The sequence below is a fragment of the Nitrososphaera sp. genome, from assembly GCF_037447015.1.
In the GTDB taxonomy this organism is placed as follows: domain Archaea; phylum Thermoproteota; class Nitrososphaeria; order Nitrososphaerales; family Nitrososphaeraceae; genus Nitrososphaera.
Genome location: NZ_JBBIHK010000010.1, coordinates 22,077 through 37,279 on the forward strand (window position 1 = coordinate 22,077; position 15,203 = coordinate 37,279).

General features: G+C 58.3%; 13 protein-coding genes. 5 read left to right on the forward strand and 8 right to left on the reverse strand.

Annotation, left to right across the window (positions count from 1 at the left end; translation table 11 throughout):
• Position 1: 1 nt before the first annotated feature.
• Positions 2-1,390, reverse strand: a complete 1,389-nt coding sequence (locus WKI84_RS05640; protein ID WP_337862553.1) for a M20/M25/M40 family metallo-hydrolase — start codon at positions 1,388-1,390, stop codon at positions 2-4.
• A gap of 52 nt (positions 1,391-1,442) precedes the next feature.
• The gene (locus WKI84_RS05645) at positions 1,443-1,604 is read right to left on the reverse strand and encodes a hypothetical protein (RefSeq protein ID WP_337862554.1); all 162 of its coding nucleotides are present in this window, start codon (positions 1,602-1,604) and stop codon (positions 1,443-1,445) included.
• A gap of 94 nt (positions 1,605-1,698) precedes the next feature.
• On the opposite strand from WKI84_RS05645, the gene WKI84_RS05650 reads away from it, so the two are divergent.
• Positions 1,699-3,810, forward strand: a complete 2,112-nt coding sequence (locus WKI84_RS05650) for a 4-hydroxybutyrate--CoA ligase (protein ID WP_337862555.1) — start codon at positions 1,699-1,701, stop codon at positions 3,808-3,810.
• Here the strand turns inward: WKI84_RS05650 and WKI84_RS05655 are convergent.
• A complete protein-coding gene (locus tag WKI84_RS05655; protein WP_337862556.1) occupies positions 3,803-4,603 on the reverse strand; it encodes a zinc-ribbon domain-containing protein in 801 nt (266 codons plus the stop codon). The genes WKI84_RS05650 and WKI84_RS05655 overlap by 8 nt on opposite strands.
• A gap of 117 nt (positions 4,604-4,720) precedes the next feature.
• Here WKI84_RS05655 and WKI84_RS05660 point away from each other — a divergent pair, with 117 nt between their 5' ends.
• Both WKI84_RS05660 and WKI84_RS05665 read left to right on the forward strand, forming a co-directional pair.
• Positions 4,721-5,893, forward strand: a complete 1,173-nt coding sequence (locus WKI84_RS05660; protein ID WP_337862557.1) for a hypothetical protein — start codon at positions 4,721-4,723, stop codon at positions 5,891-5,893.
• 157 nt (positions 5,894-6,050) lie between these two features.
• Positions 6,051-6,818 carry an ABC transporter permease gene (locus WKI84_RS05665; protein ID WP_337862558.1) on the forward strand — a complete coding sequence of 256 codons (768 nt, stop codon included), beginning with the start codon at positions 6,051-6,053 and terminating at the stop codon, positions 6,816-6,818.
• A 7-nt stretch (positions 6,819-6,825) separates the two neighbouring features.
• Here WKI84_RS05665 and WKI84_RS05670 read toward each other — a convergent pair whose 3' ends face one another.
• Both WKI84_RS05670 and WKI84_RS05675 read right to left on the reverse strand, forming a co-directional pair.
• A complete protein-coding gene (locus tag WKI84_RS05670) occupies positions 6,826-7,839 on the reverse strand; it encodes an ABC transporter ATP-binding protein (protein ID WP_337862559.1) in 1,014 nt (337 codons plus the stop codon).
• Positions 7,840-7,920: 81 nt separating this feature from the next.
• The gene (locus tag WKI84_RS05675) at positions 7,921-8,472 is read right to left on the reverse strand and encodes a hypothetical protein (protein WP_337862560.1); all 552 of its coding nucleotides are present in this window, start codon (positions 8,470-8,472) and stop codon (positions 7,921-7,923) included.
• A gap of 114 nt (positions 8,473-8,586) precedes the next feature.
• On the opposite strand from WKI84_RS05675, the gene WKI84_RS05680 reads away from it, so the two are divergent.
• Together WKI84_RS05680 and WKI84_RS05685 are read left to right on the forward strand one after the other, a co-directional pair.
• Positions 8,587-10,086 carry a hypothetical protein gene (locus WKI84_RS05680; protein WP_337862561.1) on the forward strand — a complete coding sequence of 500 codons (1,500 nt, stop codon included), beginning with the start codon at positions 8,587-8,589 and terminating at the stop codon, positions 10,084-10,086.
• A gap of 33 nt (positions 10,087-10,119) precedes the next feature.
• The gene (locus WKI84_RS05685; protein WP_337862562.1) at positions 10,120-11,475 is read left to right on the forward strand and encodes a hypothetical protein; all 1,356 of its coding nucleotides are present in this window, start codon (positions 10,120-10,122) and stop codon (positions 11,473-11,475) included.
• 26 nt (positions 11,476-11,501) lie between these two features.
• Here WKI84_RS05685 and WKI84_RS05690 read toward each other — a convergent pair whose 3' ends face one another.
• The 3 genes from WKI84_RS05690 to WKI84_RS05700 form a co-directional block, all read right to left on the reverse strand.
• Positions 11,502-11,624 carry a hypothetical protein gene (locus tag WKI84_RS05690; RefSeq protein WP_337862563.1) on the reverse strand — a complete coding sequence of 41 codons (123 nt, stop codon included), beginning with the start codon at positions 11,622-11,624 and terminating at the stop codon, positions 11,502-11,504.
• Between the two features lie 54 nt (positions 11,625-11,678).
• A complete protein-coding gene (locus WKI84_RS05695) occupies positions 11,679-11,813 on the reverse strand; it encodes a hypothetical protein (protein ID WP_337862564.1) in 135 nt (44 codons plus the stop codon).
• A 407-nt stretch (positions 11,814-12,220) separates the two neighbouring features.
• On the reverse strand, positions 12,221-15,058 hold the full coding sequence (locus WKI84_RS05700; RefSeq protein ID WP_337862565.1) for a DEAD/DEAH box helicase: 2,838 nt from the start codon (positions 15,056-15,058) through the stop codon (positions 12,221-12,223).
• Positions 15,059-15,203 lie beyond the last annotated feature (145 nt).

Here is a 15,203-nt window from a genome sequence, read left to right on the forward strand (position 1 = left end):
ATTATTGATTTGCTCCGAACCTGCCTATTATCCGGCAGACGCACTTGGTGCACTTGTTCAGCAGGTCCACCCTTGCAAACTCGTTTGGCGAGTGTATGCGCGCAAACATGTACGTGCTCCCCACAGAGATGCACGGCGCCTTTAGCACCTTGACAAACGAGTGCATGGGGCCGGTGCCTGCGGCAGAGACGCTGAGCACGGCGCTGCCAAACGACTCTTCAGCCGCCTGCCGGACCTGCTTTACAAACGGGTCGTCCACCGGCGTCCGGGCGGCAGCTTCGCCGTGGATGAACCTCACCTCGATGTCGCCAAACCCCTTCTCCTTCAGGTGCCTCTTGAGCAGGGCAAGCTGCTTTTTCGGATCCATGTCCGGAACGAGCCTAAAGTCTAATTTTGCGGTGGCCTCGGCAGGCAGGACCGTCTTGGCTCCCGGGCCGGTATAGCCTGAAACGATGCCGGCGATGTTGCAGGTCGGCATCCCCACAAGCGCCTTTTTCACGTCAACGCCCCTCGCCCCGTTGACGAACCTGGAAACGCCGTATTCCTTGCGGAATTCCTGCTCGTCAAAGGGCTCTCTGGAAATGACTGCCAGCTCTTGCTTTGTAAAACCGCGGACGTCCCTGTACCAGTCCTTTACCAGTATCCTGCCGGAAGGGTCCCGCAGCGTCTTGAGCGCAGACACCAGCCTCCACGCAGGGTTTTCGATGAGGACTGCAAGCGACGAGTGGGCGTCCCTGGACGGGCCCCGGGCGACAAGCTCGACGTACAAAAGCCCCTTCATCCCGAGGCTCACGATGGGCCTGTCCTTGGCGTCGACGTAGCCAAACTCCCATATCACGCCGTCGCACGCCAGCTTTTTCCGGTATTTTTTCAGGTACTGCTCGACGTGGATGCTCCCTATCTCCTCCTCGCCTTCGACCAGGAATTTTATGTTGCACGGCACGTCGCCTGCTTCTTTTAAAAAGCATTCTACCGCCTTTATCCTGGTCATGAGCTCGCCCTTGTCGTCGGCGCTCCCCCTGCCAAATATCTGGTTGCCCTTTACCTCGCCGGAAAACGGCGCGGCCTCCCAGAGCTCCAGCGGCTCTTCCGGCTGCACGTCGTAATGGTTGTAAAACAGCAGCGTTTTTCCGTCAGGGTTCGACTTGGACCGGACCTCGCCGTAGACGACAGGCGGCACCTCTTTTTTCTCGTCGTCAAGGTAGAGGACCTCGGCGCTGATGCCTGCCTTTTGCATGGTTGCTGCCACCAGGTTTGCGCACTCGACGAGGCCGAGCTTTTTTGCAGAGACGCTTGGCTGACGTATCAGCGCCTGCAGGTCGGAAATCAGTCCGCCCATTCCGGCGTCCACCGCCGCGTCCAGCTTGTTCACTGCTGTTGTGGTAGTCAATGCAGCATGACAGTTTTTAGCCGAGCGGAAATAAAGGTTGCTTCCCCAAAGGCTACGGACCGCCCTGGCCCACTATTATCTGCCTCGCGTTCGGGTAGCCGTAATAGTAGTAGAGCCTCTCCTCGACTTCGGGCAGTATGCTTGCCATCACGAACACGCCAAACGCTATGGCGATGACTGCAGGTATCACTATCAGGAACAGGATCCCCGACATGTACGCGTATCTACTGGTGCGTGCCTGCAATAAAAGTCCATCTTGATGAACTTTTATAACCTCCCCGACGCACCCTTTCAGCAGATAGTACAACATGACGTCGTCCTCAAACTCGATATTCTTTTCCCCCAGGTCGATAGCCGTGATAGGCGCCTCCGAAAAGCCGGGCGTCGGCAAGACGATATTCACAAACATTGCCCGCCACTTCAAGGGCAAGATATATCCTGTCACGCCGTCCAACCCGACGGTGGGCGGGCTGCAGGCTTTCAAGAGCGTGCTTGACATACCGGAGAGCGTCGACCTTGCAGTCGTGGCGGCGCCTAGCAGGTTCACGCCGGCCGTGATGGAGGAGGTCGGCAAGAAGGGGATCAAGGGCGCCATAATCGTCTCGGCAGGCTTTAAGGAAGTGGACGAGGAGGGTGCGAGGCTTGAAAAGCAGGTGGGCGAGATTTCCAGGAAATACGGCATAAGGGTCATCGGTCCCAACTGCCTTGGCATCATGTCCCTTTCCAAGGAGAACATGATGAACTCTACTTTTCTGAAAATAACGCCCAAGCACGGCGGCATCGCGCTCGTCTCGCAGAGCGGGGCCATCTGCGCCGCGACCGTGGAAGACGCAGAGGCGCAGAACATCGGCTTTTCCAAGGTGATAAGCATGGGCAACAAAGTCGACATGGACGAAAGCGACGTGCTCGAGCTCCTGGCAGAGGACGAGGACACGCGCGTGGTCGTCATGTACCTCGAAGACATTCGCAACGGCCGCAGGTTCATGGAGATCGCAAGGCGCATGACTGCCGAAAAGAAAAAGCCAGTCATCGTGCTAAAGTCTGGCAGGACGGCAGAAGGCGCCAAGGCGGCCGCGTCCCACACCGGGGCGCTTGGTGGCTCTGACGCCAACTATGAGGCCGCGTTTGCCCAGTGCGGCGTCATAAGGGTCGACACGATGGGCGAGCTGTTCGACCTTGCCACCGCGTTCTCAAAGCAGCCGCTGCCCGACGGCGGAGTGGTCATCGTCTCAAACGCCGGCGGGCCTGCGATCATTTCAACGGACGCCTGCTCGAAATACGGCCTAAAGATGGCCGACATCTCGTCAATCCGCGACGACATTGCCAAGGTCATACCCGCGTACGGCTCGCCCCGCAACCCCGTAGACATCGTCGGCGACGCCGATTACATGAGGTTTGAGAAAGTGCTGCAGCTGGTGCTTGCGCACCCAAACGTCGGCTCGGTGGTGACGATGTGCACCCCGTCTGCTACGCTCAACTATGACGACCTTGCAAGGACCCTCGTAAAGATGTCAAAGCAGTTCCCCAACAAGACCATGCTTGCCTCGCTCATGGGGCTTGCAGAGGGGGTCGAGAACAGGGCGATAATGTCTGAAGGCGGCGTGCCCTACTACCTATATTCAGAGCCGGCGATACGTACGCTCAAGGCGATGTACGATTTCAAGAGCTGGGTGGACAGCTCGGCTACAAAAGCAGGCACGCTCCAGTTCGCCAAGGACAAGGAGAAGGTGCGCTCGATATTTGAGAGCGTGAGAAGGCAGGGGCGCAGCAACCTGCTCGAAGAGGAGGGGTATGAAGTGCTAAAGGCGTACGGGTTCCCGACGCCAAAGAGCATACTTGGCGCTACAGAGGACGAGTGCGTCAAGGCTGCAAAGGAGATTGGCTACCCAGTCGTCATGAAGATAGCCTCGCCGGACATCATACACAAGTCAGACGCAGGCGGGGTCAGGGTCGGTGTAAAGAGCGACGAGGAGCTGCGCTCTGCTTTCAGGTCGATAATAGAGAACGCCAAAAAGTACAAGGCCGACGCCAACATCAAGGGCGTGCTGGTGCAGGAGATGGTCAGGTCTGCAAAGGAGACCATCCTTGGCGCAAGCCAAGACCCGACTTTTGGGCCGGTCATCATGTTCGGCCTCGGAGGCATCTATGTAGAGGTTCTGAAGGACGTGGTGTTCAGGATAGCGCCGATAAACGAGCGCGAGGCCATGCAGATGGTAGAGTCGATAAAGACCATCAAGCTATTGAAAGGGGTGAGGGGTGAGAGGCCGTCCGACCTGAAGGCCATCGCAGACTCGCTCCAGAGGCTGTCGGCGCTTGTCACCGACTTTACAGAGATCAAAGAGTTCGACATCAACCCGCTCCTCGTGCTCGAAGAGGGCAAGGGCACAAGGGTGGTCGACGCCAGGATAATACTCAAGTAGCAGCGAGCCTGGCGCCGCACTCTTCGCAAAAGGCGGCTTCGGCCTCGTTCTGGTAGCCGCAGGACGGGCACTTGCCGCCAGCCTGCTGGGGCCTGCCGCCGCTTCCGGGCGAGCCGAGCAGTATGATGTCGCCTATCTTGGATATGCCGTCCCAGCCGACCTCTTTTTCTTCGCCGGCGCCAGAGGATATCTTGACCGTTATGCGGGCGTTGCCGCCGTCGCGCCGCAGCCCGACCTCCCGCACCCTGCCTACCAGCATGGCCTCGCCGTCATAGGCCGCCATCCCCACCAGCTGCTGTATCCCGACAAAGCCGTCCATTGTTGTTGCTGCTGTTGTCATTGTTGTAGCAGCAGGGGTAACGGCGGCAGATGCCTGCAAAGATGACGGTTGTGGAGCAGCAGATGTTTCAACCGTTGCCGTTGGCGCCGGTGCAGCCTGCTGTTGCTGCGGCTGCGCTGCTGCCGGCGTGCTGAACTTGCGGTACTGCGCTATCGTCGCGTTGCACGCCCTGCACTTGTACTCGCCCTTCTCTGCAAGCGTCACCCCCTCCCCCAGGTCCTCGTTCGGGTTTTCGTACGAGAGGGCGGGCGCGCCCTCAAAGTCGCGCTCGCACCTGTTGCAGAAATACTTTACAAACCGGTCACTGTCAAGCCTGCCGATGCCTGCCAAGAACAGCTCCGGCCCGCCGAGGTTGGCCATCTTTTGCTCCTCGTCAGAAACCCTTGCAACGGCGTAGCCGCCCGAGCCGCGCAGCTTTTTCTCGGCCATGTCTGCACCTTCTGCTGCCATCATGTTATGTTATCAGGCATTCCCGCGCCTGCTAGTTATTTAAATCGTGCTTGCTTTTGCCAGAATATCGGCCTGCTGCCGCCCGCTAACATTTATCAGGGCGTTCAATACACGTAGGGCATGAAGTCGGGCAGCTTTTTGGCCGCATCTCTGTTGGTGGCAGTGGTGCTGGCTTTTTCAGCAGCAATGGTCACACCAGCGGCAAGCATGGGAAAGGCATACGCGCAGCAGGGCGACACGTGGTACGTTGGTCAGGGCGCCAAGGCTGACACGCATTACATCTACAGGATACAGGACGGGAGCACGAAGGAGGGGACGCCATTTGTAATGTCCCTCTACTTCAAGGAGCAGGACGCAAGCGGCTACTGGACGGTTCCTGTCTACGTGGTGGAGAACAACGGCCACGTCATCACAGGCACGCTCAAGCTTGGCGAGAACCTGGCGGTGCAGTCCAGGGGTTCAGAGATACCAAAGGAGATGACCCCTTACATAGGCGCATACCAGAACTCGCTGACCTGGCTTGAGGCGTTCACGTCAAAGGGAGCCCCCAAGTCTCTCAAGGCCGTTTCCTGGGGCAAGATAGCCTGCATAGGCTGCGGCACGCTCGATCCAGCAGGCGGCGAAAAGGTCACCACGCAGGCAGGGACTTTTGACACCACGGTGCTTTTGAACCACAGGGGCCAGGTCGACAGCAAGATATGGGTGGCAAAGGAGATGCCCTATCCTGTAAAGGCGCTGACGTACGCAGACGTCACGACCGGCAACCCGCCCATCCAGTATGCATTCGAACTCACCGCCACCGGCGCAGGCCAGCCGCCAACACCGGAGGAGACATCGGTGGTGCCAGAGCCTCCGCTCACTCTGACCACAGGAAGAGGCACGTACAAGATAACGCTGGCATGGAACCCGGTGCAGATAGAGCCGGACAAAGAGGTCGAATTCACGACGACATTCATGGACAGCAGGGACAGGGCGCAGCAGCGCACAAACTATGACCTGGCCGTCAAGGACGCTGCCACGGGCGACGTGATCAAAGAGTTCAAGAACCAGAACACGGGCGAAAGCAACACGGGCAGGGTCAAGTTCACGTTCGACCACGGCGGGCCGGCGACGATAACCGTCAAGATAAACTCGGTGCAGGGCGTCGGCACCGGCGACTTTATCGAGAACGCCGACTTTAGCATCGTAGTCGTGCCCGAGTTCCCGGCGATAGTGGCCATGATCGCGATCGCAGGGGCAATGGTGCCGGTCGTCCTGTTCAGCAGGTTCGGCTGGAACAGGTTCTGGAACTAGCGCGCGCAGATTTTTTTCCTGCGCGTCCAGCTCTCCTCCTCTTCTTTCTTTTCTTTTCTTTCTTTGTCATGTTTTTTCTTGGCTGCCGCAGCAGCAAGGCAGCCGCTGCGTCTATCAATGTATACATAAATAATGAAAAGCGCAGACAGATCGCAGAGTGAACGCAGTAGCGACCCTGATCTACCGCAACCTCGTCGCGTCGATAGACAAGGTCTTTCTGATATGGCAGATAGTGTTCCCCATAGTCTACATCTTTATCGCAGGCTACTCTTACTCTGCACTCCTTGGCGACCAGGGGGTCGCAGTTGGCAACACGAGCGTCCCCTACCCCGCGTACCTGGCGGCAGGCATGGTGGGCTTTAACATGATGAACTCTAGCACGGCGGCTGGCAGCATAATCTGGAACGACAGGCGCAACGGCATGCTCAAGCAGATACTGGTCATGCCCTTTGCCCGCATGCACTACATCATCGGCAACATCGTGACGATAATGCTCATGGGGCTTGCAAGCGCCGGCCTGATACTCCTGGCAGGCTCGCCCACGCTTGTAGGCACCGCGCAGCCCACCCTGCTAGGCTCACTGTACGTGCTCTACGCGCTCTTGGTGGGCGCCATCTTTTTCGGCTCGATAGCAGTGATCATCTCGACGCGCCTGAAGAGCAGCGAGGGGTTCAACGTCATAGTCAACAGCGTGTTCCTGTTCTTCTCGTTTGTCAGCTCGGCCTTTTACCCCGCGCAGGGGATACCCGGCCTGCTTGGGGCTGCGTTCTACGTCAACCCGCTCACATACATCGTCGACATCACGCGGGCAGGGATATTCAACCAGGTGACGTTCTTTACAAACGTCGAAGTAGGGATTATCGCGGCAGTATCGGCAGGGACGTTTGCGCTTGCCACCCGCTCGATACTGCGGATGAAAGTGTGATGGGCGGCTAGACGGCCCTGCCTCTGCTGTTGTTGTTGGCTGTGTTAGTGTTAGTGGCAGTAGTAGTAGTGGCGGTGCCGACCACGGTCAAAAAGACCTCTTCAAGCGTGGGCGGGGTTACTGAAACGCTCTCTATCTGGACAGAGCGGGCGGCAAGCGCCTCTATCAGCTTTACCAATAACTCTTGCGCGTTCTGCGAGCCGATGCGCACCGTGTCCTCGGCAGGCACCTCTACGGCAGAATTGCTGCCTGCCACCTGCCTTATGATGCCCATGACGGACTGGGCAGGCACCTCTTTCAGCTTTATCTCGACTGCCTTGATGCCACCGTACTTTTGCTTAAGGCCGGCCGGCGTGTCTATCGCAAGCATCCTTCCCCTGTTGATTATCGCTATTTCGTCGCACAGGTACTCGACTTCTTCCATGATGTGCGTGGTGAAAAACACGGTCAGCCCGCCGTGCACGTGCTTTTTCACATAGTCGAGGAGCACCCTGCGCGCCGCAGGGTCGAGCCCAACCGTCGGCTCGTCCAGGAACAGGAGGTCCATGTCGTGCATGAACTCCCTTGCCACCTGCACGCGCCTGCGCTGGCCTATCGACAGCTCGTCGTTCTTTTTGTTGGCAAATTCCTGCATCTCGAATTTTTCAACCAGCTCCCGGGCCCTGTCGCGCCTCCTTTCTCCAGGCATGCCCCACATCATCCCGTAGAGGTCCAGAGCCTTTGCCACAGTCAGGTTGCCCTCGTAGCTTGGCTCCTGCAGGACGACGCCTATCCTCTTTTTTATCTCCTTGGCGTGCCGGACCACGTCCTTGCCGAACATGCTGACGCTGCCTGCCGTGGGGTGGACGAGCGTGGTCAAAACCTTGATGGTGGTGGTCTTGCCGGCGCCGTTCGGACCGAGAAACCCGAACACCCTGCCATAGTCGACATCGAAAGAGATGCCGTCGACTGCCGTGACCCTGCCATAGTCCATGCGCAGGCCGGAGACGCTGATGCAGGGGCCATTACTTCCCACCAACACTTATCTATGCCCGTTATTGCAGGCACACGCCCGGCTAATCTTTGTATCTGTCCAGTACAGCAGAGAGCAGTAAAGGGAGTATCAACACACCCTTGCCTGCAAAGAGCCCATGACGCCATCATATCCTTGGACCACTTTTTGCGTGCTGCCGCCCTGGTTTCCCAAGTAAGATATGCCGCACCTGAGCTCGATCCACCTGATGTTGCCGTCCCCGTCTAGTGCGACCCACAGGCTTGGATAGTGGTAGGAGATGAGGGGGCGGTTGTCATTGCTCTCTTCACCTCTCCTTCCGTCGTATTCTATCCTCGTTATCGTGCTGCCTCCGTACACGAACACCGCCACGAACTCTGAGGCTGCCGCGTCTTCTTCTTCTTTATTGTCATAGAGAGGCAGGTTGCTGCTGGTGTATTGGTAGACTCCTGACGATGCAAACGGGTACCTGGCCAAAAACGTGCGCACGGGCTCCTGCTGCCTTGCCTTTGCAGCAATCCTGTCCAATAGCTCCCTGTCTTCCGGCGCAGGGTTGTCGGCATGGCCGTAATTGAAGTGCACGGGCGGGTTTATGGCCTGCGCCAAAAGCACGACAAACAGTGCGCCAGTTACAAGCCCTGCAAGCACGGGCGCTAGCTGCAAATCGCCTCTCACCACTACCTCCACGCCCTTACGAAGCCAGAGCTGGCTCTTGAATATTGCCGGTTCCCAATCGCCTCCCCCTCTCGCTCTCAAGATATATTAGCAACCCCGACCATGCTAGACGGCAGGGGCAAGAACAGAAGCGGCATGTCATTGAGCTTTATCGACATGGTCAACATCCTGCTAAAGCAAAAGCCCGGGCTGACCGCCGAGGGCATCAGGGACCTCGTGGACGAGAAAAAGCGCAAGGTCGGCGCCGGCTATTTGACTGACCAGGGTGCCCTCTTCCTCGTGGCGGCAGACCTTGGCGTGTCGTTTGACAGCGTGCCAAAGGCGCAGTCGGGGCTCAAGGACCTGTACGTGGGCGCCAAGGACGTTACTGTCACGGGCAGGATAATGAACATCTACCCCGTCCACAAATTCACAAAAAAGGACACCAACGAGCAGTCGTCGACTCGGACGCTGGTGGTGTTTGACAGGGACGCGCGGGTCAAGGTAAAGCTGTGGGACAAGCAGGTCGGCGCGCCCGACGAGATGGGTCTTGCGGCTGGCGACCTTGTAAAAATAGTAAAAGGATACGTAAGGGCCGGCCTTGACGGCAAGCCCATCCTGAACCTTGGAAGCTACAGTGCGCTCGAAGTGGTGCGCGACGACGACGGCGACAATGTACAGATACCGGACATTGACTCGCTTGCCATTTCAGTCGACGACGTGAAAGAGACGCAGGACTCGGCAGTGGTCACGGGCGTCGTCAACGCAAACCCGCGCATAACGGACTTTGTGAACCAGCGGGGCGAGCCCAGCAAATCTTTGCAGCTGCAGGTGTCAAACGAGAGCAACACCCGGACGCTTCGCGCCGTGATATGGAACGTCGACGAGTCGCGGGTGCCCAAGGTCTTCAAGACAGGAAGCAAGGTCAGGCTCATAGGCGTGCGGATCAAGCAGGGCAACCCGCAGTTTGGCAACGGCGACTTTGAGCTGCACGGCGACGAAGGGACGATCTTGGAGTTCTCCGGCTCGCAGCAGGATGTCGACGTGATGCCGCTGCGGATAATCTCTGTTGGAGAAGAGACAGGCAGGGGCAGTTTCTTGTGCCTTGCAGCAGACAGAGCGGCAAGGGCGCTCTCGCTCACCATAGACAACTCTGTGGCGACGCCGGGCCAGCTCGAGCCGGGGGCGATGATCGAGTGCGTGCCCTCGCGCGTCTTTGGGAATTCGATCACTCTTGCCAGGGAAGATTCCTACCTGCGCATAATAGACGACGACAGGTCGTTTCCGCCCCTGTCCAAGTTCGAGAGCAAGATAAAAGACATAGTCGCCGCCGCCAGCGCCCAAGAGCCGGCGCCCGTGATAGTAGAGGCCATAGTGCTGCAGGCGCCGGACACGGCTGAGGTGAACACCAAGTCGGGCGAGACGGTGACTGTCACGTCCACGCTCCTTGGCGACGACACGGGCGAGATAAGGCTTGTGGGCTGGCGCAACCAGAGCAACGTCGTCGACAGGCTGGCAGTCGGCGACAGGATCAAGGTGGTCGGCGCCACCGCCGGCGCGGGGAGGGAGTCCAAGCCCGAGCTCACGCTGCGCCCCTATTCTTCTATAGTCCACCTCGGCTAAGGACAAATAGCAGGGGCGGCATTTTTTACATGCGTGCACTATTCCTATAATCATCACCACCATCATAGTCGTCGCCCCGGCCAGCAGCCTGACAGGCAGCGGGCCGCCATACTGGCGCAGGTAGAGGAGCTCAAGGCGAGGGTGAGGAGCCACGCCGACAGGCGCGACGAGGATTTCCGCGTCGGTGTCGAGATAGAGGTGTGCCTGCTGGACGGAAAGGGCAGGCCCGTCGACGCGTCGCCGGTCATTGACGAGCTGAACCGGAAAAGCAAGCACCACAGCGTCGAGCACGAGTACGGCAGGTCGCAGCTAGAGTTCAGGACCGAGCCGGTGTCCATGGGCGAGATCGAGGCGCTCAACGCCCAGTTCGAGGACTTTATCGAGCATCTGGCAAGGGCGCTGGCAAAGGTGCACGGGCCTGCAAGCACGCCGGTGTTCCTTGGCGCAAACCCGTCTCCGTACGTCTTTGGAACGGCAGGGGGCGTCAGCAGCAGCGGCGGCCAGGAGGCCATGATGGCGATGATAACCGACAAGCCCCGGTACATGCAGCTTGCACGCTGGCAGGCAGGGATGCCGGACATCGAGATGGACGGCCAAAAGTTCAAGGCGCTGCACGTGGCCACAGCGATCCAGGGCTTCCACATGCACCTCCAGGGCAGGAACCCCGGCTTTACGGCTGCGATGTTCAACCACATACTCAACCTTATACCATCGGTGATACTGCTTGGCGCAAACAGCAGGCTGTTCGCAGGCAGGGTGTTTTCGCTGCACGAGCCCAGGATCTTCATGTACGACCAGTCGGAGCAGCAGAACTCGGGCTTTCCAGGCATCGCCCGCTACCTAGCCGGCGTCGAAGATTACATTGACTATATCGTCTCAAGAGAGCCGGTCATAGCAAGAGACTATTTCGAGCTTGTCAAGGAGCGCCACGACGACGCAAGGATAAGGCTCAACACGGGCCAGTACAGGGTCGAGACGCGCGTCATGTCGGTCCAGCCCACGCCGGCGACCATGATGGCCATGATCGAGTTTTTCATAGGCTACCTGCACAGGGCGGTCCACGCAGAGGAGAGGACGCTCCGCCCGCTTGCGGCGCTCAGGGAGGAGCGGCAGTCAGTCGTCAGGTCAGGCTTTAACGCCAGGACCCACTTTAATGTGGTCGAGTCTGCAAAGGGCCAGGTGTCGGCTGCAAGGAAGGGCCTCTCCGACCTCGGCATAAAGGCCCGGTTCCTGGGCATACTTGAAAGGCGCATAGAGAACCGCAACACGGCCGGCGAGCACGTGGCCCGCCTGTGGCAGTCCAGGTTCAACGGCGACGTGGAACAGACGCTTGCAGAGGTGGTCGCAGACGTGTGGGACAAGACAAAAAACAACAGGCCGATATCGTAGCCAGACTGTTTGCTTGCATGTCCGGTCTACCGGGCCACTTTGACTGTCAGCCTGTTCCAGTTCCTGTCAAGGGCAGGGATTGCTTTTCGTGCTGTCCTTTTTGCAATGCCGTCATACGCGACCGACGCTGCCAGTGCCGCAAGTATCACCGAACCTGCAGCCGCCAGAATATGCCTGATATTTCTGCTGCCGCCATACTCTGTCTACGCCACCTTTTCTACCGCGATTTTCTCATGCCGCTTCTTCTTTTTATTTGCCAGCCGCCATGAGGCTTCCATGGCTGCGAGCGCGGGCGCAAAACCGGCAGTGATCCAGAATGCAGATTCGAATATTTCCATTGCAACCTAGAACCGCAGAAATTCATGATTAAGGATCCTGAAGCGCGTTTGTTACCAGTCAGAAAAAATTCAGAGTAATCATAACCGCGTCTGAATCTGCGTGCACGGTTTGGAACAATCACACAGGACGTTTTGACAGCTAAAAGGCGCATGCCAGGAACTGATAAAATTCATTTTTGCCCTATTCTGCCCATAAAGGAAGACCAGACAGCACATAGTTTTGTCAAAGAAACCAGGTGCGACTCATTTGGCGAGGGCGCCTGCGACTGCGGCTACCGCAGCGTCGCAGGCTAGCGCGGAGGGGATCATTTCCGGCAACGCTGTCGCCGGCCGCAAAAAAACGTCCACACCATCCTTCTTATCCACCATTATTATTATTGACGCGCACGGAGAGATAGAGAGACAGGCTAATCGTTCCAGAATCCCCGGGTGATGACGTACTGCTTTTCTGCCTCGTATATGTTCCTGAACATCTGCTCATCGTCGATATAGTTGCGCAGTACGCGCGCGGCGGTATCGGCGCCGACGCCGTGGCCGGCCAGCACGATCAGGGCTTTTCTGCCAAAGTTGTTGACAAGCGACGCGACCTTCCATGCCCTCTCAAAGCGGCGGTTCTCCTCTTCGTTCAGCCTGCCCCCGGACAGCCGGGTGCGGATTATCCTTGCCAGCTCGCCGTCCGACCAGAACGTGGCCGTGACAAGCTTTGACCTGCACGACGGGCATGTGAGCTCTTCAGGCGCTTCTCTGGTTTCCATGACGCGCTCCCACCTGCCGCAGCGGATGCAGATCAGCCGGTGCTTTGTCTTTTCCAGCCGCTCCCTGACCAGGTCGATGACGCCCTGCTCGATGCTCTGCGGCGCGGCCGCAGACTTGGACGAGTGCTCCACCACCGGCTTGGCAAGGTCTGAAAAGCGCGTCACTTCGAGCCAGTGGATCTTGATGGCGCCGGACTTGATGTCGTCAAGCGCCTTCCTTGCCTGCCCTATGTCGTGCTTGTCGTGCATCAGCTCCCTGATGGACTCGGCGCTCACGGGCGTCTTTGAATACCTGTCGTAGATGAGCCGGGCCGCCTTTTTGTCGTAGACGGCCTCCCTTGCTATCATGCCAAACCTCTTGGCGACCGTCCACACCTTCCAGTTTATCTGGTGAGTGCCTGTCAGCGAGGCGATTATGACCGGCTCCAGATCGTACGTGTCGGCAAGGGCAGACTCGAGCCTGCCCCGGGTGATCCTTGCGCTTGACGAGAGCATTATCCTGTAGGCGTCTGCCCTCGACTCGACCATGTAGCCCAGCTGCGAAGACAGTATCGTGGAAAGAAGGGAGGCGAGCGTGGTGTTCACCTTTGAGCCGAGGACAGAATGGACGACCAGCATGTTCCGAGCGGCAAGCGACTCGACTACAATGTTTTTTGCGTCCGGTATTACCTTTAGCTCTTTCAGCGTGTCGTCCATTATGCCAGTCGATAGTTTCAGCCGCCCTGCTGCGGCCCTGGCGCGCACGACGCCGACTTCTTCGGCGGTCTTCCAGTCGACAGGTATCATCTCTCCCACCCAGTACGGTATGTTTATCGCCGCGCCCCTGAGCGGCTCGACGTTTACCACCATCCTGCCCTCGTCGACTGCAAGGACGCGCCACTGGGAGCCCTTTAGCACAAAGACGTTGCCCCGCTCCCCATAGTCGCCCACGAACTGCTGGTCCAGAGTGCCGATCCTGCGCTTGCTTATCGAGTCCACGACCTCGAATTTCAGCACGTGCGGGATCATGGACAGGTTCTCAAAGTAGTACTTGTACGCCTTGATCTTGCGGCCGTACGTGCGGGCGTCCCTGTCGTATTTTATCACGTTGTGGCCCGCCAGGATGTCCAGGCAGCTCTCCACGTCAAAGAGCGTCACGTTGCGGTACGGGTACGCCTGCGTGACAAGCTCGTACGCCGCGTCGACGCTGACCGGCTCTCTGGTCTGCATGGCAAGCCCGACCAGGTGGTGCGCCATTGCGTCGAGCGCCCCTTCGTGCATCTTTTGCTCCTCTATCGAGCCGCGCTTCATGCGGTTGATTATCGCCAGCGCCTCTATCTCGTCGTCAGGGTTGTTGGTGACTATGAGCCCCTTGGCAAAGGTGCGCTGCCTGTGCCTGCTCCGGCCTATCCTCTGCATCAGCTTTGAAACCTGCCGCGGGGAGCCATAATGTATTACAAGGTCGACAGAGCCAATGTCAAGCCCGAGCTCTAGCGAGCTTGTGCACACGACGATGCCGGCGTCGCCTGCGCGCAGCGTGTGCTCTGTCTCTTCGCGCATCTCTTTTGATAGAGAGCCGTGGTGGACGTCCACTTTGACGCCTGACTGGTTGTTCTTCAGTATCGTGCCCAGGTACTCGGCCTCGTCGCGCGTGTTTGTGAACAGCAGCACCGAGCCTTCGGGCTTTTCCTTCTTTACGTACTCTATCACAAAATGCGCGACGTTGTTGAGCGAGCCCTTGACGTATTTCACTTCGATGTCGTAGCCTCTTGCAGACGAGTCGACGAGCACCGCGTGGCGCCTGCCGGCGCCGGACACGAACTGGGCCGCCTGCTTCAGGTTGCCAACCGTCGCAGAGAGCCCGATCCTCGTTACCTCGTGGTCAGAGACTGCCTGCAGACGCTCGAGGCTTATCGACAGGTGCGAGCCGCGCTCTGAAGGCACCAGCTCGTGCACCTCGTCGACAATGACGTACTGCAGCCCCCTGAGCGCGGCCAGCATCTTTTCGCTTGCCAGCACGACTGCAAGCGACTCGGGCGTCGTTATCAGCACGTCGGGCGGGTTTTCCATTATCTTTTTCTTGGCGTTTGCAGTCGTGTCGCCGTGGCGTATCTCCACCCGCAGGCCCTCCGACTCGGCGTATTTCACTATCCTGCGCAGCACGTCGTTGTTCAGAGCCCTGAGTGGAGTGATGTAGATGGTCCTTATTGTCCCCGGCGCGCCCTTGGAGTGGGCAAGCATCGTGAACACGGGCATCACGGCCGCCTCTGTCTTGCCAGAGCCGGTGGGCGCCACAAGCAGGCAGTTTATCTTTCTTGCGATGACTGGCAGGGCCTTGCGCTGGATGGTCGTGAGCGCGGCAAAGCCTTCGCGTGAAAATTTTTCAATTATCAGCCGGTCGTTGTTATTATTATTGCCGTTGCTGTTTTCATAGTCAACGCTTGTCGTCGTCTGTTGCTGCAGCGACTTGCTGCTGTTGTTGTTGCTTCGACCGTGAGCTGGCTCTGTCATAAACAATTACTGCAAACAGGCTGGCAACAAACAGACCCGCTGCGACCCACACATACGAATCAAAGTTTGCAATCGCCTCGCCCACCATTTGCGGAGTAAGTTCCCGACCCGACAATAAATACATTCGGGTTCAAGGCGGATCTTC